Genomic DNA, 22,103 nt, shown 5'->3' with positions numbered 1-22,103 from the left:
ATTATGTGCGGCGGATATTGCCGAAATGCCGCTGGACGGGTCAACCCGTGCGTTTTGTCAACCGCTCGACCGCACTGGGCAGCGTCAGCATCCAACGCAGCGCGTCGTTCGCCACCTGTTCGTCTGCGAATTCGGTAATCAAATCCGCGTCGATTTTCCCCAAATTCGTGCCGGCCGCGAATCGCTTTGCGTATTTTCCGCGCGCCGCGCCGTTGAAATCGGCATCGCCATATTCCGGCCTGAGTTCGTCTTCCGTCGCGCTCATAAACTACCCTCTTCGTAAATTCGCTTTTCTCGTCGCGTGGCCGCACTGCGTGCGGGAACAAGCGAATACGGCAATCATCGCTCCCGCCCGAAGCAAAGCAAGCACATGTCGTCGCTCTGCGGGCGGCCGCCGACGAATTGCTTCACGTCGTCGAGAATCTGCCGGCCCAATGCGGCCACGTCGTCGGCATTCGCGCCGACTTGCTCGGTAAGCCGGTTGATTCCGTAAAGCTGGTTCTCGGCGTTCATCGCTTCGCTGATTCCGTCGGTAAACAGCGTCATGAAATCGCCGGGATTCAGCCTCACCGTGCTGGCATGATAGCGATGGTCGGGATCGACCCCCAGCGGCACGCCGGATTGGTCGCCGCCGATCGGCTCGACCCGATGCGGCCCGCGCCGCAACAGCGGCGGCATATGCCCCGCGTTGACAATCGTCGCTTCCTCGCGCTGCGGGTCGACCAAGGCCATCACCATCGTCACGAAGCGGTCGTCCCAGCCGCTGTGGCAAAAACCGTAGTTGATGCGGTTGATGGCCGCCGCGGCCGACGACTCGCTCGCCAGGCAATACCGCACCTCGGCCGACAGCTTCGCCATCACGAGCGCTGCGGAAACTCCCTTTCCCGACACATCGGCAAGCACGATCGCCAGCCGGCCGTTGCTCAAGCGGATATAGTCGTAGAAGTCGCCGCCGACTTGATTCGCCGGCTCGTAGAAATCGAAAAAACGATACTTTTCAATCTTCGGCGGCGCGGCGGGCAACAGGCCTTGCTGCACCTTGTGGGCCAGTTCCAGATCGCGCTGGATCGACTGCTGCTTGAGCGATTGCTCATGAAGCTGGGCGTTTTCAAGCACGAATGCCGCCTGCCCGGCGACCCCGGCCAACATATCGAGATCGTCTTGTTGAAAGCGGCTTCGCTGGTCGAGCGTGTCGAGTTGGATCGCCCCGAGGGCATTGCCGTCGCTGCTCACCAGCGGGGCGCACATCATCGAGCGGATGCGAAAATCGGCAATGCTTTGGCTCATCTGAAAGCGCGAGTCGGTGGCCGCGTCCGCGGAAAGGATGGCCTGCTTGTTCGTGAGCACTTCGTTGACGATGGTGCGGCTCATGCGAATGGCGTCGTCGCCGGCAGCGCGCCGCTGCTTCACCGCCTTGAGCAGCAATTGCCCCTCGACTGGCCCACGCAGCACGACGAAACCCCGATCTGCTTGCACGAAAATCTTGAACAGGCTGTCGAGCAGCTTGGGGAGCACTTCGTCGACATTGATCGATTTGCGCAGGTTCTGCGTGATCTCGATTAGTGCCCGCAACTTCATCTCCGGATTGACGCCGAGCCGCACGCCGCCGGCGTCGGACAAAATGTCGATCTTCGACATGATGGTCGACCGCCCGACCGATCCGGAATCGTCGTCTTCGACGAGCATTGCCCCGCCGATGACGGTTTCCAGGCCGGTTGCGGCGACCGTGGCCCGCTGGCTCGGCTGGTCGCGGTAGAATGTGAAGGCGAGGTCGCAGATTTTCAGCCGATCGCCCTCGGCCAGCCGCCGCGGGGCCTGGATCGGCTCGCCATTGACGAAGGTGCCGTTGCGGCTGTGCAGGTCTTCGACGAAATAATCGCCGTCGATCCAAGTGATTTGGGCATGCTGCCGGCTGACAGCGCCGGCATCGAGAACGATGTCGCAATCCGGATGACGGCCCATGATAGACCGTCCCTCGGCCAGCTTCACCTGCTCGCCGACATTGTTGCCGGCAAAAACTTCCAAAATAGCCATGCGATTACAACCAATCGAAATTCGCCGCGCCGCCTCCGAACGAAGCCCAGGGAAGGCCAGGAGACCGCATTGCAATTACAGGGCGGCATCCGGGCCTTCCCTGGGCTTGGGCGGCGCGAACCAGCGCGATCTTCATGCACGAGCCACGCGGAGAGCGAGCCACGATTTTATGTTCCCCCGCGTCGTAACGTCAACCAAGAGGGTGGGGGCTGTAAGGCTTTGAGACGGTGGGGCTTTGAGGTACGGCGGCAGGGACCGCTTCATCCCTCACAGCCTCAAAGCCTGCCAACCGAATTTGGCCTTTTCCCAATCGGAAAACAGGTTAATATATGACAAGGTAGGAAGTCCCCACCAAACGCACCAGGCGGCAAAGTCTGACTGACTTGCTCCAATTCACAGCATCCGTGCCCATGGCCGGCTAAGCGCCGAAGGGGGATGGTTGTCGTGCAGCCCGGTTTTGCGTGGGTCTGACTGGCCGGGTCCGACTGGCTTGCGACTGGTTGGCTCCCGGGTTCTGGCGGCCCGGGCTGGACCGCGAACGAATAATAGTTGTTCATTGTCCGGCCTCCTGTTTCTCGTCCCTTGGCGATTTTGCGGTCTGAAGGTGTAACTATGGATGTTTCGAAGCTGCGCAACATCGGTGTGTCGGCCCATATCGACTCGGGGAAAACCACCCTCAGCGAACGGATCCTCTACTATGCGGGCCGCATTCACCGCATGCAGGAGGTCAAGGGCGAGGGCGGCGCCACGATGGACTATATGGACCTCGAACGCGAACGCGGCATCACCATCACCAGCGCCGCCACCAGCGTCGAATGGCAGGGCTGCGACATCAATTTGATCGACACCCCGGGCCACGTCGATTTCACCGTCGAAGTCGAACGCAGCTTGCGCGTGCTCGATGGCGCGATCCTTGTGCTCTGCGCTGTCGGCGGCGTGCAGTCGCAATCGATGACCGTCGATCGCCAGATGAAGCGCTATCACGTGCCCCGGCTCGCCTTTATCAACAAGATGGACCGCACCGGCGCCAATCCGCAGCGCGTCGTGTCGCAAGTGAAAGAAAAGCTCGGCTGCGATCCGATCCTCATGCAATGGCCGATCGGGAAGGAAGATGCTTTCGAAGGCGTGATCGATCTGATCACGATGGAAGCTGTCTACTTCGACGGCTCGAATGGCCAGACGGTCCGCCGCGAAGCGATTCCCGCCGAACTGCTCGACGACGCCAAAACCGCTCGCCACGCCATGCTCGAATCGCTCGCCATGTATAGCGACGAGATGATGGAATTGATGCTGGCGGAGCAAGACGTTCCCGCGGACCTGATCCACACGGTGGTGAAGGAAGCCGTGCAGGGGCAGGATGTGACGCCCGTGTTCATGGGCTCGGCCTATAAGAACAAAGGTGTCCAGCCGCTGCTGGATGCGGTCGTCCGCTATTTGCCCTCGCCGCTCGAACGCCGCGTCGTGGCCAAGGCCTACAACAATCCGAGCGAAGAAGTGCCGCTGGTGCCCGACGTGAACAAGCCGCTCGTCGGCATGGCGTTCAAGATCGTCGACGATCCGCACGGCCAACTGACGTTCATGCGGATCTATCAAGGCCGGGCCGGGAAGGGCGAAATGTATTTCAACCAGCGCACCGGCCAAAAGCAGCGATTCAGCCGCATCGTGAAGATGCACGCCGATAAGCGAACCGAAGTGGATTCGGCCGATGCGGGCGATATCGTGGCCATCATGGGCATCGATGCCGCCAGCGGCGACACGTATGCCGCGACGCCGAAATTCTGCACGCTCGAAAGCATGTTCATTGCCGAACCGGTCATCAAGAAGGCCATCAACCCGGTCAGCCGCGACGGGGCCGACCGCTTGAGCAAGGCCCTGGCCCGGTTCATGCGCGAAGACCCGACGTTCCGCTGCACGGCCGATGAAGAAACCGGCGAAACCGTGATCGCCGGCATGGGCGAATTGCACTTGGAAATCTATGTCGAACGGATTCGCCGCGAATACAAAGTCGAGGTCGAAGTCGGCGCCCCGAAGGTCAGCTACCGCGAAGCCCCGACCGCCAAGGCCGAATACAACTATCGCCACAAGAAGCAAACGGGCGGTTCCGGCCAGTTCGCCCATATCGTCGGCTATCTCGAGCCGCTGCCCGAGGATGCGGAAGAAAACTTCGAGTTCGAAAGCACGGTCGTGCAGGGCCGCATCCCGAAGGAATACATTCCCTCGGTGGAAAAGGGCTTTGCGGCCTCGGTCGCCAAGGGGCCGATCGCCGGGTATCCGATCGTCGGCGTCAAGGGCGTGCTCGAAGACGGCTCATACCACGATGTCGATAGCTCCGATATGGCGTTCCAAACGTGCGCCCGCAACTGCTTCCGTGAAACATTCTTGCAAACCAAGCCGGTGTTGCTCGAACCGATCATGAAAGTGGAAATTGAAGTGCCGGCGAATTATCAGGGCCCCGTGGCCGGCGAATTGACCAGCCGCCGCGGGCTGATCGTTTCGACCGAAGTGCAGGGGGTCAACGCGGTGATCGAAGGGGAAGTGCCGCTGGCCGAAACGTTCGGCTACTCGACCGATCTGCGCAGCATGACGCAGGGGCAGGGCACCTTCACGATGGAATTCCTCAAATATCGCCGCGTTCCCAACGCGATCCAGCAAGAAATCATCGCCGAGAAAAAGAAGCGCGAGCTCGTCGGGGCGAAATGACGAAAAGCCATTTCAAACCGTCGGGGAGTGCCCCCTTTTGCGGAGTCTTCGGAGCAAAAGGGGCCTGTCCACTTCTCCGCGGACGGTTCTGAGACTGGCTCGAGAAGGCCGTGAGGACGCGCAAGCGTCCGCCACGGGCTCGCGTGTTTTTCGGCGCCGCCCGCTTGCATCCGTTTCCTTCTCGCCCTTCGTCTTCTCCGCATCCCCCGCGTCTCCGCGTGAGCCATCTGCCGTTTCAGACCGCGCGGCCTCCCGCCACCGCGTCCTTCGTCTCTCAAAGCCGCACAGCCTTTTTTTGCCGCTTGTCGGCCCCGGGCGGGCTCGTTATATTGCACGATTCGCAACAACACCTGAACCCACGACCCCCCTGTTCCGCGGCGGATGAATCATGACCACGATGTCGACGAAAACGTATATGGCCAAGCCGGGCGAGGTCGAGCAGCATTGGTGGCTGGTCGATGGCTCCGGCAAAGTGGTCGGCCGGCTCGCGAGCCAGTTGGCAATGGTGCTGATGGGCAAGCATCGCCCGACCTACACTCCGCATGTCGACACCGGCGATTTCGTCGTCGTTTTGAATGCGGAAAAGGTGGTCCTGTCGGGCAAGAAATGGGATCAGAAGGAATACACCTGGTACACCGGCTATCCCGGCTTGCGGCGTGAAACCGCCGGCAAGCGGCTTGCCCGCCGTCCGGAATTGATCCTCCGCGAGGCCGTGCGCCGCATGCTTCCGAAAAATAAACTGGCGGTCCACATGCTCGACAAGCTGAAAATCTATGTCGGCGATAAGCATCCGCACCAAGCCCAGCAGCCCGAGCCGCTGGAGATCAAGGCGAAGTGATTGGTAGGTCAGGCCTTCCAGCCTGACGCGAACCGCCGCCCGGGCTCGACCGCCGCCAAAAAACTCTAAACCAAACGCAACGCAATTCCACGCAAGGTCAACGAAATGTCCAGCGACGCAACGCCCGAAACGGAACATGCAATCGCCCCCGCCACCGCCGAGCCGCCAGCCCACGCTCCAGAAGCTGTGAAGCCTGCCGCCGAGCACGCCGCTCCGGAGCGGCCGAAGCCGGCCGCCGAGCGTAGCAAGCCACGTGGCGATGACGAAGAAGTGTTGGGCACCGGGCGGCGCAAGACCGCCGTCGCCCGCGTCCGGCTCCGCGCCGGCAATGGCACGATCACGGTCAATGGCCGTGAGTTAGAACGCTATTTCCCGTCGGAAAAAGATCGCGGCCAATTGCTCGAAGCGCTGGTGAAGGCCGATCGGCGGCAATCGGTCGACGTGATTATTCGCGTCAACGGCGGCGGTCCAGCCGGCCAGGCCGGCGCGTGCAAACATGGCATCGCCCGTGCTTTGCGGAAATACGATGCGTCGCTCGACGAACTGTTGCGCCACTCTGGCATGCTAACGCGCGATGGCCGCATGAAAGAGCGCAAGCACTACGGCCTCCGCGGTGCCCGCCGTGGAACGCAGTTCTCGAAGCGTTAAACTCGCACGCAATCGTCCCCAAGCCCAGGGAAGGCTGGCAAACCGCATTGCCTCTGGGCAAGTTCGTTGCCAGCCTTCCCTGGGTTTGCCCGCCGCCCGCGCCTGCAATTTCCGTTGCATCCACTCCCACCCCAGCCACTTGCCATGACAAAGCGCGTCTATAATTTCTCCCCCGGCCCGGCTGTTCTGCCATTGCCCGTGTTGGAGCAAATCCAAAGCGAGATGCTGTCGCTGCCCGGCATGGGTGCTTCGGTGCTCGAGATCAGCCACCGCAGCGCTGCATTTGACGCGATTCTGGCCGAGGCCCAGGCGCTCCTTCGGCAACTGCTCGGCGTGCCTGAGAACTATCGCATCGTGTTCATGCAGGGCGGCGCCCATCTGCAATTCACCACCGTCGCGCAGAATTTTCTCCGCGGCGCCGGCAAGACGGCCGAATACATCATCACCGGCACCTGGGGCAACGCGGCCCTCAAGGAGGCCCAAAAGGAAGGGCCGACGCGAGTCGTCTGGGACGGCAAGGAACACAACTATTCGTATCTTCCAGAGTTCGGCGAATTGAAATTGAGCCCCGAGGCTGCGTATGTCCACATGACGTCGAACGAGACGATCCAGGGCGTGCAATTCGTCGGCCAGCCCGACGCCGGCTCGGTTGCGCTCGTCTGCGATTCGTCATCCGATTTTCTGTCGCGACCGATCGACGTCGCCCGATACGGTCTGATCTATGCCTGTGCCCAAAAAAATGCCGGCATCTCGGGCGTGACGGCGGTCGTGGTGCGCGACGATTTGCTCGAGCGCGTGCCCAAGAATCTTTCGGCAAGCCTCGACTACGCGAATTTCGCCAAGAACGATTCGCGGCCCAACACTCCGCCCACGTTTGCTATTTATGTGTTGATGCTCGTCGGCCGCTGGATTCGCGACACGATCGGCGGCCTCGACCAGATGGCGGCTCACAACGAGCGCAAAGCCAAGCTGCTCTACGATGCGATCGACACCAGCGGCGGTTTTTATCGACCCCACGCCCGCACGGACTGCCGCTCGAAGATGAATATCACGTTCCGGCTGCCCAGCGAAGACTTGGAAAAATCGTTCGTCAAGGAAGCGGCAAAGCTCGAACTGACCGAGCTGAAGGGCCATCGCTCCGTCGGCGGCATCCGCGCATCGATCTACAACGCGATGCCGATGCCGGGCGTCGAAACGCTCGCCGAATTCATGGCCGACTTCGCGAAGCAAAGCGGTTAGGCATTTGTCTCACGCCGCGGCGCGGCGAACGCGGAGACGAAGAAGGAGGAATTCAGCTTAGAAAGCGGACGCTCGACAACATGGACAGGCGCTTTTCGACAAAATCGAAGAGCGACGCGTAGCATCAAGGCCAATTCACAACCGGGGCCGTTTCCGCCTGCGTCATGCCTCCGCTTCCTCCGCGACTCCGCGTGAGAACTCTTCGTCTTGCACGTCTTCGTCTTGGCCTGAGAACAACTGGCAGCCTGCGGCGGCGGGGCTTAGAATTGGGTTTTGGTCCAACGTGCGCTTTCCGCGACGATTTGGCCATTCTGTCAGGCTCGAAAGCCTGACCTACGGAGCGCGACCATGGGATCTGCTTTGCTGATGATTCTCGCGCTGGCCGCTGGGGCGGACGGCTCGCAGGCGGAATTGAAGGCCGAGGTGAGGCATTGGGTGTTGCAACTCGATGCGCCCCAATTGAGCCGCCGCTCTGAGGCCGAGGCTAAGCTCTTGAACCTCGGCCCGAAAATTCTCGATCTGCTGCCGCAATACGACGAAAAATCGCCGGCCACCGAAGCACAGCGCCGCGAAGCCGTTGGGCGGATTCGCGACCAGCTTGAACACCGCGCCGCCGAAGAATCGACGGCCGCGACAACCGTAACCCTCAAAGCCGCCAATCGCCCGCTGTCGGAAATCCTCGCCGAGATCACCAAGCAAACCGGCAACAAATTCAAAGACGTCCGGGCGCAGATGGGCCAGGAGGCCGACGATCCTCAGCTCTCGGTGGACTTCGACAAAACGCCGTTCTGGCAAGCCCTCGATCAAACGCTCGACCAAGCCAAGCTGACGGTCTATCCATACGCTGGCAACGACGAACTGGGAATCATGGCCCGCGAACCCGGCGCGCTGCCGCGCGCGGATCGAGCGAGCTATGCCGGTCCGCTGCGGGTGGGAGCGACGCAATTGATCGCCCAGCGAAATCTGACCGCCACCGGTCCTGGTTCGCTGCGGCTCGATTTGCAAGTGGCCTGGGAGCCGCGGCTGCGGCCGATCATGCTGCAGCTTCCGCTGGCAGGCGTGAAAGCCGTCGACGATCTCGGCTCGCCGATCGCCGTCGAAAATCCTGAAGGCGAACTCGAGCAATCCATCGACCAAGCCGGCTCGGCCATCGAATTTCAACTGCCGCTGGTGGATCCGCCGCGATCGGCCAAATCGATCGCCTCGATCAAGGGAAACCTGCGGGCCCTCTTGCCCGGCAGCATCGAAACGTTCGAATTCACGGGCTTGAAAGACGCCAAGAAACTCGAGCAGCATCGAGCCGGGGTCACCGTGTTTGTCGACGAAGTGCGCCAGGATGGAGATGTGTGGGAAGTGCGGATGCGGGTGCGATTCGAAAACGCCGCGAACGCGCTCGAGTCGTTCAGGGCGTGGGTCTACAACAACGCGGCGTATCTGACCGGTCCGAAGGGCAAAATCCCCAATGGCGGCTCTGAAACCACTTCGCAAGAAAAAAACGAAATCGGCATCGCCTACAAATTCGATCTGCCCGACGGTCCGGCCGGCCTGACGTTCGTTTACAAAACTCCGGCCGTGATTACAAGCGTGCCGCTGCCGTTCCAGTTCAAGAATCTTCCTCTTCCCTAGCGCGACCGAGCCGCAAACAGCAAAGCACACTTACGGCAGAGTAGTCGCCCTCCCGTGTGCCACTGGCTCTGCCAGTGTCAGCCGCGAGTTGACATCGCCGCAACGAAGACACTGGCAGAGCCAGTGGCACACTCGAAGAAGTCCCAAAAATTACCCGTATCTTACGGAGTAGTTCACAGGTAAGAAACGACGTCCACCCATGCGATTTTCATTGGTTTGCGGCCGAACGAGTCGAGTCTTCTTTTCGGGCATCGGCGGGTGCATCCTGGCGACGGTGCTTTTAGCCGCGGATCCGCCGGCGAAGCCGAATCCTGCGGCGCAGCGCGGCGATCCGTCGTCCGACACGGGCGCAATCGCGGCGACCGTCGGCGGCAAGCCGATCTTCGTGCGGCAAGTCGATCAGCTCGAGGCGGCGGCAGCCCATGGCCGGACGTTATCGGAAGGATCGGCCGAGCGCGTGAAAGCGGCCGTGTTGTTGGAATTGGTCGATCGCCAGTTGGTCGAGGAGTATCTTGAAAAGAACCACTGGGGAGCCACGCCCGAGGAAATCGACGCGGAACTGGCCCACCTCAAATCCGAACTCGAACACGCCAAGAAGACGCTGCCGGAATTTCTCGCCCGCAGCCATCAAAGCGAAGCCATGCTGAGGGCCGAACTCGGCTGGCGATTGAGCTGGCAAAAGTATCTCAAGCAGCAAGTGACCGACGAAACGCTGGAAGCCTATTTCAATGCCCATCATCGCGAATTCGACGGCACGGAACTGCGCGTGAGCCATATTCTGCTGCGGCCCACCGTGGCCGGCGACGACTCGGCCGTGGCTTCGCTCGTCAAAGAAGCCGAGCAGATTCGCAAGCAGATCGAATCGGGCGAAATCACCTTCGAGGCGGCAGCGGAAAAATATTCGGCCGGGCCCAGCCGGCACCGCGGCGGCGATCTCGGCTTCATCCCGCGGCATGGCCAGATGGTCGAACCGTTTGCCCGGACGGCGTTCGCACTCGAAAAGGGCCAGATCAGCCAGCCGGTGGCAACGGTGTTCGGGATTCATTTGATCCGCGTCACCGATGTAAAACCCGGCGACAAGAAGTGGACCGACGTGCGCGACGCGGTGCGAACGGCCCTGGCCGAGCATTTGTTCGGGCAACTGGTTGCCCGCGAGCGCGGCACGGTGGACGTGCGGTTCACGGGGAAGGCGCCCTATTTCAAGCCCGGCACGACGGAAGTTGTTGTGCCGAAATAGGCAGATTTCCGTCTACCGCAGACGCGCAAAACCGCAAGCGAGCATCCAACTCCGAACGCTGTCGAATCGCGCTTGCGGTTTCGCGCGTTGTTACTTCCCGGGCGCCTCGTTGCAACCGCCGCCGTCGCCCGTGTGAACGCGCCGCAGCGCAAGCGGATCGGAGGGATCACAACTTATCAGAAACGCCACGACCTCGGCCGCCAAATCCGTCTTGCCCAATTTCGACAAGCACCACGCCAGCCCCTTGCCCGACTCGTGAAATGCTTGGTTGCCCGGCAGGGCATACGGCACCGGCCGCGGATCGCCCGCCCGGCGAATCGCTCGCTGGCCGACGGTGAATGCCGCCCCGAAATGCCCTCGGGCAAGCGGCAGATCTTCGTCCGCAAGCGCCAGTTCGCCGAGCAGCCGATGAGCGTCGATATACGCGTGGCATCCGTCGAGCAGCCAAATCAGTTCGTCGCGGGCGATCTCGAGCTCACCGGCCGCCAGCATCGCGCGAATCTCGGCCATGTCGTCGTCGCGCTCGCGGGCGCAGCGCGGATGCGCGAGTTCCCAGCCCGCGTCGCCGGCGCGGCGCAATTGCACTTCTTGGATCGAGGGCCGTGGTGGTTCCGCTGCTCGCGGCGGCTTGCGGCCTGGTTTGCGCTGCGCCAAGTGATATGCCTCGAATACGACGGATGCCCGATTGCGACATGGCCGCGCGTCCCTCGCCGGCGCTTCGGGCTGCCATGCCCGATTCTCGATCGAACACTAGCCCGAAGCGTTAGCGAGGGAGGGCCTCGCCACGAAACGGATTTTTCATGCGGCCATCAGCAGATTATCGTATGGACCGCCGCACGGAAAGCGCTGATCGCCCGCCGCCGCTTTTAGCTTTGTCTCAAAACACCAGCCCGCAGCTCAAGCAACGCGGAGCAGGTCCGGTCTGTCAAGGATTCCCTCGCTAATGCTTTCGGGCTCGTGTGCCGCGCGGCGAGTTTTGAGGCAAAGCTTAGCGTTGAAAGATCGGCAGGTAGTTGTTCGGGATTTGCAAGATAATCAGCGCCATGCTCGTGCCGTATTCGGATCCGATGGGGTCGGACCAGGAGCCGTCGTCGTTTTGTCGCTTGAGGAGCGCATCGCGGATGGCGGGAAACCAATGCTTCCAGTAATCGCCCCCCGCTTGCCACATGGCTTGCACGGCATAGTAGTGGCCGTAGAAATAATGCCCTTCGCGGACAATGTCGTCGGTCTGCGGCGATTGGAGGATGTATTGCAGGCCCTTTTCGAGCTCCGGGCCCTCGTAGATTCCCGCGCTGTAGAGGGCCACGACCGCGGCCGCGGAGCGCGGGAAGGCGCTCGGCCCGCCGCCGCTGAGCATATACATGAAGCCGCCGTCTTCGTTTTGGCTCTTCTTGATATACGCCACGGCCCGGTCAACGGTGTCTTTCGGCACATGCAAACCGGCATTCCGCGCGGCCCGCAGCGCCATCACTTCGCAAACCGTAACCGAGATGTCGGCGAGTTGATCGCGCGTGGGCTGGTAGCGCCAGCCCCCTTCCTTGTTCTGCGTGTTGATGATGAGCTGGACGGCGCGAGTTAGTTTTTCGCGGAGGTCGGTGCGCTGCGTCATGCCATAACACTCGGCGAGAAACATCGTGGCGAAGCCATGCCCATACATCGGGCCGTGGCTCGACGCCGAGGAAACGTCGATGAAGCCGCTCTCTTCGGCGTGCGAAAGGATGTAGTCGACACAGCGATCGACCTGTTTGCCATAGGGTCCGCGGCTTGGCGTGCTCCCCGAGCCGATAAACGCCATGCCGGCCAGGCCCACCACGGCCACATTGCGGCCATAGCCGCCGGAGCCGAAAGCGCCGTCGTCGTGTTGCCGCGCGGCGAGAAAATCGAGCCCCTTTTGGGCCGCATCGACCGTTCGCGGCGTGATCATTTCCGCGCCCGATTTTTCGGTATCGCTTCCCGGATCGCGGGCCGGAGCAATTCGCAATCCCACCGCGACCAAGCCGCAAACTATCGCCGCGACGATGCCACGGCGAACAATGCGACCGATCGACCGCCTGCGTCTTGCGGAATGCCCCGATCTCTTGTCGCTGCCAGTAATCATGCTCGCCCCTCCTACCTCAAAGCCTCAAAGCCGCCTCATAGCCTTTTACCTCACGGCTTCTCTTCTTCTTGCTCCACCAGCCGCTTGAAATATTCCTCGATCGATGTTTCGTGACCGGGTAGAAATTCATCAGGCGCGCCCTGCAGCATTTCCTCGCGGTCCTTGGCCGGCAGATGCAAGCGATCAAGTTCCTTGGCCAACGCCTCGCGGGCCACCGCCGGGTCGGGCCGGTCCGAGTGGTTAGGCCGCACCTTATTCGAGCTATCCCGTGAAGGTTCTTTATTGGGATCGCCGGGCGGGGCCTTGCCGGCCTGGGCGTTGCCGGCCTTCGGATTGCCGCGCGACGATTGCTGCGAAGCCGACGGGTCGGCTTGCGATTGCTGCTGTCGCTGTTGCTCGGCAAGTTGGTCGACCAGCGACTTCAGTTCATCGGAGATTCGCTGCTGCTCGTGCTGCGTAAGTCCATCGGATTTGCTTTGGGCAAGCCGCTGCTGCACTTGCCGCATGTGCACCACGATTCGCGCCAGCGGATTCTTCGAGTCTTCGCCGGGGCTACCGATGTCTTCGCCGGCCGACAGCGAATTCTCCAATTCTTCGTCCAGCGGATCGAGCAGCGGCGACGGTTTTTTCAATGGTCTTTCCTTCGCCGGAGCGGCTTGATCGGCGGCCTTGCCGGCTGCCGGTTTTTGATCGGCGGGCGGTGTGGCGGCAGGTTTTGCCGGTTTGTCGATCGGCTTTTTGCCCTCGTCGCCGAGCAACTGGCCGTCGAGACTATTGTCCAAACCTTGAAGCAATTGGTCGTCGAGAGAACCCGCAGCGGGCTTGCTTGCCGCCGGTTTTTCCGAGGGAGACGCCGGGTCGGCGGCCTGGGCCACGCGCGAAACCGCAAGCGCGAGGCAGACCGCAAAGCAAGCGGCAAAGCAAAAAGCGATGACAGTGCGGGTCATGGCGTCGCGTCTTTCTTGTTCGGCGGAGCATCGTCGCTGCTGTCGCCGACCAACTTGATCGTGAGTTCGGCCAGGCGGCCTTGTTCGGTCGTCAGCGCGGCAAATTCTCGCCGCTGGTCGTCGGTCGGCGTTCGACCGCCGCCGACCGCTTCGTCGAGCCGGCGGGTGCGGCGATTCAAATCGTCTTGCATCAAGCGGATCAGGCGAACTTCGGCCAGGGAGCGGATTTGCTGCTTATCGGATTTTCCGCCGCCGCCGTTGGGCCCATTCTTGCCGCCGGGCCGTGGATTCGGCTGCGGCGGGTCTTGCTTCATGGCCGCGATCAATTCCTGCAATCGCTCGAGCACGTCTTGCTCGAGTTGCTGCGTGGCGGCACTCGTGTCGCGATCGGAAAGGCGGGCGGCCGTGCGCGTCATTTCCGCGGCAGATTCCTGCAGCACATACTGAAACGCTTCTGCTCCGACCAGTTTCGCGGCCAACTGCTCGGTCTCGCCGGCCAGCGATTGTTGCTGGCGGCCCAAATCGAGCACCGATTGCGCTTGAGCGCGAGTCAGCTCGCCTTCGGCATTGCGCAGCTTTTCCAATCGGATGGTGTCGTCGAGCGTGCGCTGCTGGATGTCAACCAATCCCTTCAAGGAATCGTCGAGCTTGGCAAGCTGCTGCCGGGCAAGATCGGTTTCTGCTTTGCGGCGGACCTCGGCCAATTGCCGTCGGGCGTCGTCGAGATCTTTTTGGGCCGCGGCGGCGTTGTCGCCCGCTTCGCCGGCCTCGCCCTGTTCAGCCGCTTGCCCGGCGCTTTTCATCGCTCCGCCGGCCCGGGCGGTGGCGTCGGCGGCACGCTGGGCTTGCAAACGCTGGAGCTGGCGGACCAGCCGCTCGGCCTGCTCTTGCAAATCGTGCTGCTGCCGGGCCAATCGCTGCAGCTCGGCCTTTCGCGCCGCGCCGCTCGATCCGGAATTGCGCGGATCGGAATTGCCCGAGTGCGAATCGTCTATTTTCCCGCTATCGGCGGCCAACTCTTTCAGTCGCTTTCGCAATCCGTCTTGTTGCTTTCGCAGGCCAGCGAGTTGCTGCTCGGCATCGCGAAGCTTCGCGACGAGATGCGAAAGCTCTTGATCGCGGCGATTGGCCAGGATGTCGAGCATTTCATCAATGGTGGCGCCGGCAGCCGCCTGTTGGGCGAGCGCTTTACCAAGCCGATTCTGGGCCACGTTGTCGGCCGCGCCGAGCATTTCGCTGCCTGGGGTTTTTTGCCGGGCCAGGTCGAGAGCGTCGGCGAGCGACTGAGCCGACAAGGGCTCGCTTTTCGACAATTGTCCGCCGACTTGTTCCATTCGTGACACCAGCTTGTCCAACTGCCGAGCCAGATCGGCCTGCCGATCACCGAGTTTCTTCAGATCGGCCTGTTGCTGCGGGCTCAGATCGTGGATGTCGTCGGTCAGCGTCGTTGCGCCGATGTCCTTGGTGCCCTTTTCGAGATCGGCCTGATCACGGCGAAGCTGAGCGAGTTGCCGCCCCAAGCCGCGGAAGCTATTCCATTCGGCGAGATCCCCCAACATCGCCTCGAGCGCCGCGGCGATCGATTCTTGCGACCGGCCCGCATCGGCCAGCGAGCGACGACCAGCGACGGGAAGCGGCGCGGGCTCGGGCGCGTCTTCGGCGTCCTTTAGCGCGGCGGTAAGCGATTGTTCGGCGGCCGGCAGCTCGTTCTGATCGAGCCGCGCCAAGCCGTCGGCGATCCCCTGCATGCGGCGTTGCAACACCGAATTGTCGACGTGATTGCTCGCCAGCTCTTCTAGCAGAGCAACGACCGACGACCGCACGCCCTCCGCCGAACCGACCAGTCCACGGCGAATCTGCCGCTGGTTCAATTCCTCGGCGCGAAGTTGATCGACGTCGGCCTTGGTCAGCCGGCCGACCTTGCTCGTCTGTGTTTCCAGCGCAGCCGTTTCCTGGCGCGACGATTGCTCGAGTTTGAGTAGCCGGGCTAATTCGTCGAGAATCACCGATTCGCGGGCCGACAGATGATCTTCGAAATCGTCGGCCGTGATGATCGAAATGCGCCGCGGCGAACTAGCGGTGATTTGCGCGGCGTAGTCGGAGGCGGTCGCGGTGAGCAACACGTTCGTGCCCGGCTTCAAGCCCAAGGGGCCCAATTGCCAGGCGAAATCCAGCGTGCGGCCGTCGCCGGGCAGCATGCCGACAGACACGGGCGCGGTCGCCGGTGGTATGGGTTCGGGCCCGGCGAAGAGGGCCGGCATCGCGACTTGTCCCAGGTCGGTCCGATCGGAGCGCGTGTACATCAGCGCGACGGCGTGGAGTGCCAAATCATCCTTCGCGGCGACCTTTATTTTCACCGTTGCGCCGGGCGTCACCAACAGATTTGCCGCCGGTTCGTTGATCGACACCGACGGCGGCCCATCGACGACCGCCTGAATGTCCCAGCGATCCGCATCACCGCCGGCAAGCCCTTCCCGATCGCGCAGCTCGAACCAATACGGCCCCGAGCGATCCACGACGAACGGCTGCGGCGAACCGGCTGCCGCGCTGCTTTCGCTTCGGGCCAACCTGCCCGATGGCTTGAGCGGGATGACGAACGTCGATCCATCGCCAGAAATCTCGGCTGCGATGGTCTGTCCGCCCGGCAGATTCAGCGTCGCGGATGCGAGCGGCTTACTGGCGCGGCCCGACATCCCGACCGCCGTGCCGCGGAGGGCGACGATCCGCCGCTGGCCGGGCTGATCGGGCCAGCCTGTATAGCGCGGCGGATGCAACGTGATGGCCAGCGAGTCGATGCGCGGCGGCTGCACCACGTCGACGTGAATCCAGGGCATTTGGCGATCGTCGCCCCCTTCCGCCCGATAGTCGAACGGCCGATCGACGCGCTCCCGCCGGGCCACCATCAGGTCGCCGATGCGCTGCATGGCGTGGGTTTCGATTTTCGGCGAGCCGTCGGCGGCACTTCGTTCTGCGGCGCTGCCGGTTCCAGCAATGCCTTCCGCGGGTGGAATGCGGTATTGGATTTTTACCACATCGGGCAAATTGCCTTTGCGATCTTTGAGCTCGACTTCGAACGGCTGGCCGTATGCGACCCGATCGACGCGGTGCGTAAATGCAAGATCGTTCGCCGACGGCCAAACCGCGTCGCTGAGCGGATTGAAGAGCCGAGCGATCGCGAGCCGGGCGTTGGCCGGGCTGGCGGCGCCCACGGCTCCAGCCACGATCGCGACCGCGCACAGCGCCGCCACGGCCCGGAATGCCGGTCGGCGATCGATGGCCCTTTGCCAATCGAGCGGCGCAATTTCGGCTTCGGCCTGGGCCACCGCCGCACGCCGCAACTCGGCCGAGCCGGCGAGCGGATCGTCTTCGCGCTGGTGGAGAAACTCGATCGTGCTGGAAAGCTGATCCCCGAGACCGGCAAAGCGGCGTTCGATCCGACCGGCCACGACCACATCGCGAAGCGGTTGGCGAATTGCCGGGACCAGATACCGCACAACGGCCCAAATCGCCGTTGCGATCAAGGCCAGCAAGCAGATCCAGCGCACTCCCCGATCGTCGAAGCGAAGCAGGAAATCGGCAATAGCAAGCAGCGCCGCGGCCGCGATCACGACGCTCCCCACCCGCGCAACTCCAAACAGCAGCAGCAGCCGGCGAATCCGCCGACGAGCCGCGGCAAGCTGCTGCTGAAGTGGATGCATCGGGGGAAGGGTGAGGGTGAGGGTGAGGGATTAGGAAGACGAACGCCGGTTCGTCATTCGGGCTTCGTCATTCATTAGACATTCGAGCTTCGGCATTCGTGATTTGCCCGCCCGATTATATCATTCCGCTTCGCTTTCGAAGCGTCCATTCGGCGACTAGCACCATGAGCAGCAACAGCAGGACCGGCCAGCGGTTCCAAAGTTCCATCGGCGGGCCCGTCGGCTTCATCGGCACATGCCGGCCGGCTGGCAAATCATCGAGCAGCGTGTGGACCGTTTGCCAGGTATAAAAGCGGCCCTTCGTTTTGTCGGCCGCTCCTTGCAGCTCCGCCGCATCCATCTGCGTGCGCTCGAATTCGACCTCCGACACGCGCACATGAAAACTGGCCGACGGCTCGCCGGCGAGTGCCGGATTGACCACCACGGCTTGATAGTTTCCGGCGGCCAACGGGTCGAGCGTCGCTTGGAAGAGATCGTGATTCGCCGGGCTGCGGGCCAGCTTCAACTGCCGCTCGGCCTGATCGGAGTGGCGCAGCAACACGGTGACATCGCGGCCATCGGCGGGCGACTGCCGCGGGTCGGTGAATTCGAGTCGCAAGCGGACCGGCTCGCCCTGATCGTATTGCTTGCGGTTGGTCGTAAGCCGGGCTACCTGATCTTTCCCCAGTAGTTTCGTGCGGCTGAGATAGCGAATCGTTTGAATCCAATACCGCGCAAAGAACACATCGCCGACCTGATAACGCCAGCGCCATGTTTCGTCGGTTGCGTGGAACAGCACCATGCCCGCCCCCGCGCGACGCTCGAGGATGACCGGCAGCGGCCGGCCATCGGGCGCATGGCGTGTCGGATGCTCGGCCAACACCTCGGCTGATTCTTTCGGTTGCGCTTCGAGCAGCCAGTAGAGAGGCGGCAGTTTTTGCCAGATTTGCACGGTATCGGCCGGCGTGTCGCCGAGCTGCATATTCGGCTCGTTGAGGCCGTCGGTCGTCGGCCGCATGACGAAACCATCGGTGATCGCTCGGCGCGGATCGGGAGCCACGGCGGTGCTCAAATCGATCGGCACCAGCGGCGCAAGCGGAGTGCCGCGGTAGGCGAGCGGATCGTAGGCCGGCCCGGCGATCATCACCAATCCGCCCCCTTTTTGCACGACGAAATCGGAGAGATTGCTTAGGGCGGTCGCGCTCAACAGGGCCGGATTCACGTCGCCGAAGATCACCACGTCGTAGTTGAATAAATCCTCGCGCCGCACCGGAAACACCGCAAGCGCCGACTTGTCGGCCGACGCGTATTCCACGTCGGCATCTTGCAGCAGCGAATGGAGCTCGATCGTGTTGTCGCGCTCCAAAAGATTCTTCAAATAGCGAAACTCGTAGTTCGGATAGGCCTGCACTAAAAGGACGCGAATCTGCGCCTTGCGAACCGTGACTTGACGTTCGAGCTGATTGTTGTCGTCGCGCACTTCGTCGGGCAGGCGATCGACTTCGACGACATAGTCGAACTGGCCGACCTTGTCGGGCCGATGCGACAGCGTCAGCTCCTGCGGCTTGTGGTCGACGGCGAGCGTCACGGTTTGGCGGGCCAATACGGCGCCCGATTTCTTGTCCATCAGCCGCACTTCGACCTGCTTGCCGGCGTAGCCCGTCGCTATGAGCGTGAAACGGAATGTGAGCATGTCGTCGACAAATGCGACATCGGAAACCCGCAGGTCGGAGAGTTCCAGATCGTGCAACGGCTGTTCGCTTCCCAGCCCGACGGCGAAGATCGGGACGCCTTTGGCCCGGGCGAGATCGGCGGCCCCCCCTTCGGCCGCGAGGCTATCGGCGGCGCTTGAATCTCCGCCGGCGGCCACCTGCCCGACTAGCCGCTGGCCGTCGGTCGTGATGCCGTCGGTCATGAGCACGACGGCTGCGACTCCGCTCAGGCCTTGATCGCCGAGGACGGTTCGCAGGCAATCGCCGAGGCGCGTCGCCTTGCCGTTCGGTTCGAGCCGGCGGATCGCGTCGCGAAGTTGGCCGACGTTGCCCGGCTGAAGCCGAGCGAGTTCGGAGCAGAAATAGACCCGCAATTTGTAGCGGCTATCGAGCGTTCGCAGCAGCGCGGCGTCGTCTTCCAACAGCAGCGTTTTCGCCTGATTCAGCCGCGTCAGGCCGTCGAGCCCCGCGGCCTTGATTCGGCGAGCCATGTCCGCGCGCAGCGAATCCTTGTCGTAGTGATCGGCGATCCGCATGCTTTCAGAATCGTCGACCAGCACGACCAGGTAAGGAAGCTGCGTCGGATTCATTTCCAACACCCACTGGCCAATCATCAGCAGCACCAAGCCGATTGCCGAGAGCCGCAGCGCCGCCAAAAAGATGCGGCGAAACCGGCCCGCCGGACCGATTTCAAACGCATACACGATCGCCACCAGCGCGATCATCGCCGCGATGGCCAGCAGCGTGACCCAAGCCTGCCACGGCCAAGAATGCCCGAGCCGCCACAGCGTGCCTTCTCCGCGCGCGCCGCTGTCGACGCCGAAGTAGGGCTCGAGCCAAGTTGGGAGCGTGCCGGACATGGGCTTAGGAGTGAGGGGCGAGGGGCGAGTGAAGGAGCAGGGCGGAGCCGAATTAAGATTGACGGTTTTCCTAAGCGGCTCGGTAGCCGAACCACCAGGCGACCACCGTTTCCAGGAGCAATAGGCTCAATGCGATATAGAGGAACAAACGCGATTCATTGCTTTGGGCGCCGAGTTGCGTGGTGGGCTGTTGTTGCGCGCCGTCGACGGCGGGGACAACGGTGAGTTGCTCCGGCAGCAGGGCGGGATCGATTTTCACCAGCGCGCTTTCCGTCGGATTGATGTTCACGGCATACAAGCGACCTTGGCTTGCGGCGGCAGGCACCTCGGCCCGATAGATGCCGCTTTGCCACGTGTCGGCATACGACCAGCGATTCGATGCGTCGCGTGCCGCAATGCGGATCTGTTCCTTGCGGCCCTCGGGGTTTTGCAACACGACCGCGGCGCTCGCGCCGCCGGTCGGCAGCGCCGATTCGAGCGGCTGGCCGACCGACACAGTGCGGTCCGCACCTTGGGGACCGATCGCACCCAGCAGGAGATTTTGCATCAGCGGTTGAAAGCTGGCCTTCAACGGCCAGTTCGACCAGGGTTCCTTCGTTGCCGGATCGACCGATGCGAACGATGCCGGCAATGCGACGAGGATCGATCGGCCGCCGGATGGCGGATGCTTGGCGGCAACGGAAGACGGGGCGGCGGCAGGAGGAGGGGAGGATTCGGCAGCGACTCCCTTGACTTGCGACGCAGGCTCCGAGGCTTGCCTGTTGTCGCCATTGATTCGCGCGGCGACGATCGCCGGATCGCCGGTCGGGCGAAACGCCATTGCTACGTGGGAGGAAGGGCCGGGCTTTTTCAGGCGGAAATAACGGCTCACGATCGTGCTCAGCAAGCCGGCCCGTTCGTTGCCGGCGAATTCATGAACCAGCGGATCGGCGTAGTCGAGCGGATCGAAATGGTAGGCGCCCGGCTCCGATCGCCCATCCAGCAGCGCCGGCAGCAGGCGCGGCCACCCCGGCCGAAGGCCACCAAGTTGGTCGTTGTAAAGCGAGGCATCGACGCGATCGCCGAGAAAGAACACCAAGCCGCCGCCGCCGCCAACGTAGGTCGCCAGATCGTGGGCCTCGCCGGCGGTAAATTGAGCCACGTTGCTCAGGAAAATGCAATCGAAGCGCCGCAGATCCAAATCCAACAAGCCGCCATCCGGCACTTGCTCGACCTGCACAGGCATCGATTCCGAACCGTCGCGATACGGATTCAATGCATCGACCAAATAGCGGGCATGCTGGGCCGCGCCTTCGCCGTTGACCACCAGCGCCGAAATCGAATCCTTCACCGGCAGCACCAGCCAGCGATGATTGTCGACATCCAAGGCGTCCGACGGATCCCCGACCAAGCGTACCTCGAGCGAATGATCGCCGGGGGAAGTGAATCGATAGGCGAAATCGACGCTTTGCTCATTGCCGGCCGCCAGGTTGAGCGATCGATCTTGCACTCGCAGCGAATCGACCAACAGTTCGGCACGAACCGAATGCGACTGGCTGCCGAAATCGTGCACTTCGGCGGCAATATCGATCGGTCCTTTGGTCGTGTAGATCGATTGCCCGGCTTGGGTCGCTCGCAGGCTGGTGACGGCGAGATTTTCGCAATGCTGCTGGCCCAGGTCGGCGACCGACAGCCGCGCCGATGCGGCGAGGCGCACGAGCCGCTGCCGAACTGGTCCGCCGGCCGCGAGGCCGGGCTCCCATTTCGTGCGGCCCAGATCGGAAAGAAAATAGACTTCCGTGTTGCTGAGCCGCGGAAATTCGCGTTTGGCGCGGGCGATGATGTCGTCTACGCGGTCGATGGCGCCCGCCAGATCGCCGCCTCCTTGCGGCAGCTTCAGATCGCGCAATTCCTTGAGAAAATCGTCTTCGTCGACGAGCCGTTGGGCCGCGGCGACATCGGATGCCGAGGAGTTTTTGAGCCGCCGCAGCGCATCGCGAACTTCGTCGGAAACGAATGCCGGCGTGCCCACCACGGTCCGGGCCGGGGCGCTCATCAGCACAAGCGTGAACCCATCGCCTTGCACGCTGCGGGCGACGATATCGCGAATCAAATCCTTGGCTTGTTCGAAGCGGCTGCGGTCGCCGGGCTTGTAGGCCATCGAGTACGATCCATCGAGCACCAGCACGCGATGCACCGAATTGCCGGCGGCAACGGTTCCACCGATTCGCTCGACATACGGCCCGGCGACGGCGATCACGACCGCCACGATCAGAGCCGTGCGAATCGCCAGCAGCAACCACTGCTCGAATCGCAGCCGCCGCGATCGCTTCTGCAGCGCGGCGAGCAAATATTCCATCGCCGCCCAGCTCATCTCGCGATAGCGCCGCCGGCTCAGCAGATGGATCACGAGCGGCGCAGCCGCCGCCGCCAACCACCAGAGCATGCCGATGTGGGAGAACATGGGGATTAGGGGCGAGGGGCGAGGGGCGAGGGGCGAGGAACGAA

At 62.6% G+C, this 22,103-nt stretch carries 14 protein-coding genes; 6 read left to right on the top strand and 8 right to left on the bottom strand.

Annotated elements, in window-relative coordinates:
• Positions 1-40: 40 nt before the first annotated feature.
• A complete protein-coding gene (locus VHX65_20445; GenBank protein HEX4000927.1) occupies positions 41-265 on the bottom strand; it encodes a hypothetical protein in 225 nt (74 codons plus the stop codon).
• A 74-nt stretch (positions 266-339) separates the two neighbouring features.
• Positions 340-2,034, bottom strand: coding sequence for a SpoIIE family protein phosphatase (locus tag VHX65_20440; GenBank protein HEX4000926.1), 1,695 nt, complete (start codon positions 2,032-2,034; stop codon positions 340-342).
• Positions 2,035-2,646: 612 nt separating this feature from the next.
• On the opposite strand from VHX65_20440, the gene fusA reads away from it, so the two are divergent.
• The 6 genes from fusA to VHX65_20410 all read left to right on the top strand — a co-directional run bounded on the left by fusA (position 2,647) and on the right by VHX65_20410 (position 10,322).
• Positions 2,647-4,734 carry an elongation factor G gene (gene fusA, locus VHX65_20435; GenBank protein ID HEX4000925.1) on the top strand — a complete coding sequence of 696 codons (2,088 nt, stop codon included), beginning with the start codon at positions 2,647-2,649 and terminating at the stop codon, positions 4,732-4,734.
• A gap of 397 nt (positions 4,735-5,131) precedes the next feature.
• Positions 5,132-5,572: a 50S ribosomal protein L13 gene (rplM, locus tag VHX65_20430; GenBank protein HEX4000924.1), complete on the top strand. Its 441-nt coding sequence runs from the start codon at positions 5,132-5,134 to the stop codon at positions 5,570-5,572.
• A 270-nt stretch (positions 5,573-5,842) separates the two neighbouring features.
• Positions 5,843-6,220, top strand: coding sequence for a 30S ribosomal protein S9 (gene rpsI / locus VHX65_20425; GenBank protein ID HEX4000923.1), 378 nt, complete (start codon positions 5,843-5,845; stop codon positions 6,218-6,220).
• A gap of 144 nt (positions 6,221-6,364) precedes the next feature.
• The gene (gene serC, locus VHX65_20420) at positions 6,365-7,459 is read left to right on the top strand and encodes a 3-phosphoserine/phosphohydroxythreonine transaminase (GenBank protein HEX4000922.1); all 1,095 of its coding nucleotides are present in this window, start codon (positions 6,365-6,367) and stop codon (positions 7,457-7,459) included.
• Between the two features lie 348 nt (positions 7,460-7,807).
• Positions 7,808-9,085 (top strand): hypothetical protein, encoded by a 1,278-nt coding sequence (locus VHX65_20415; GenBank protein HEX4000921.1) that lies wholly within the window; start codon positions 7,808-7,810, stop codon positions 9,083-9,085.
• A 199-nt stretch (positions 9,086-9,284) separates the two neighbouring features.
• Positions 9,285-10,322 carry a peptidylprolyl isomerase gene (locus VHX65_20410; GenBank protein ID HEX4000920.1) on the top strand — a complete coding sequence of 346 codons (1,038 nt, stop codon included), beginning with the start codon at positions 9,285-9,287 and terminating at the stop codon, positions 10,320-10,322.
• A 90-nt stretch (positions 10,323-10,412) separates the two neighbouring features.
• Here the strand turns inward: VHX65_20410 and VHX65_20405 are convergent, their stop codons facing one another.
• The 6 genes from VHX65_20405 to VHX65_20380 all read right to left on the bottom strand — a co-directional run bounded on the left by VHX65_20405 (position 10,413) and on the right by VHX65_20380 (position 22,059).
• Positions 10,413-10,976 (bottom strand): hypothetical protein, encoded by a 564-nt coding sequence (locus VHX65_20405; protein HEX4000919.1) that lies wholly within the window; start codon positions 10,974-10,976, stop codon positions 10,413-10,415.
• A gap of 334 nt (positions 10,977-11,310) precedes the next feature.
• Entirely contained in the window at positions 11,311-12,420 is a 1,110-nt protein-coding gene (locus VHX65_20400; GenBank protein HEX4000918.1) for a prenyltransferase/squalene oxidase repeat-containing protein, read from the bottom strand.
• Between the two features lie 50 nt (positions 12,421-12,470).
• A complete protein-coding gene (locus VHX65_20395; protein HEX4000917.1) occupies positions 12,471-13,367 on the bottom strand; it encodes a hypothetical protein in 897 nt (298 codons plus the stop codon).
• Entirely contained in the window at positions 13,364-17,065 is a 3,702-nt protein-coding gene (locus VHX65_20390) for a hypothetical protein (GenBank protein ID HEX4000916.1), read from the bottom strand. The genes VHX65_20395 and VHX65_20390 overlap by 4 nt, the downstream gene beginning before the upstream one ends.
• Positions 17,066-17,180: 115 nt before the next feature.
• On the bottom strand, positions 17,181-19,616 hold the full coding sequence (locus VHX65_20385; GenBank protein HEX4000915.1) for a hypothetical protein: 2,436 nt from the start codon (positions 19,614-19,616) through the stop codon (positions 17,181-17,183).
• A 70-nt stretch (positions 19,617-19,686) separates the two neighbouring features.
• A complete protein-coding gene (locus VHX65_20380; GenBank protein HEX4000914.1) occupies positions 19,687-22,059 on the bottom strand; it encodes a BatA domain-containing protein in 2,373 nt (790 codons plus the stop codon).
• Positions 22,060-22,103: the final 44 nt, after the last annotated feature.

This window comes from Pirellulales bacterium, assembly GCA_036267355.1.
Taxonomy (GTDB): domain Bacteria; phylum Planctomycetota; class Planctomycetia; order Pirellulales; family DATAWG01; genus DATAWG01.
The sequence above is the reverse complement of the archived record's forward strand: the minus strand, read 5'-3'. Positions and strand labels throughout refer to the sequence as shown.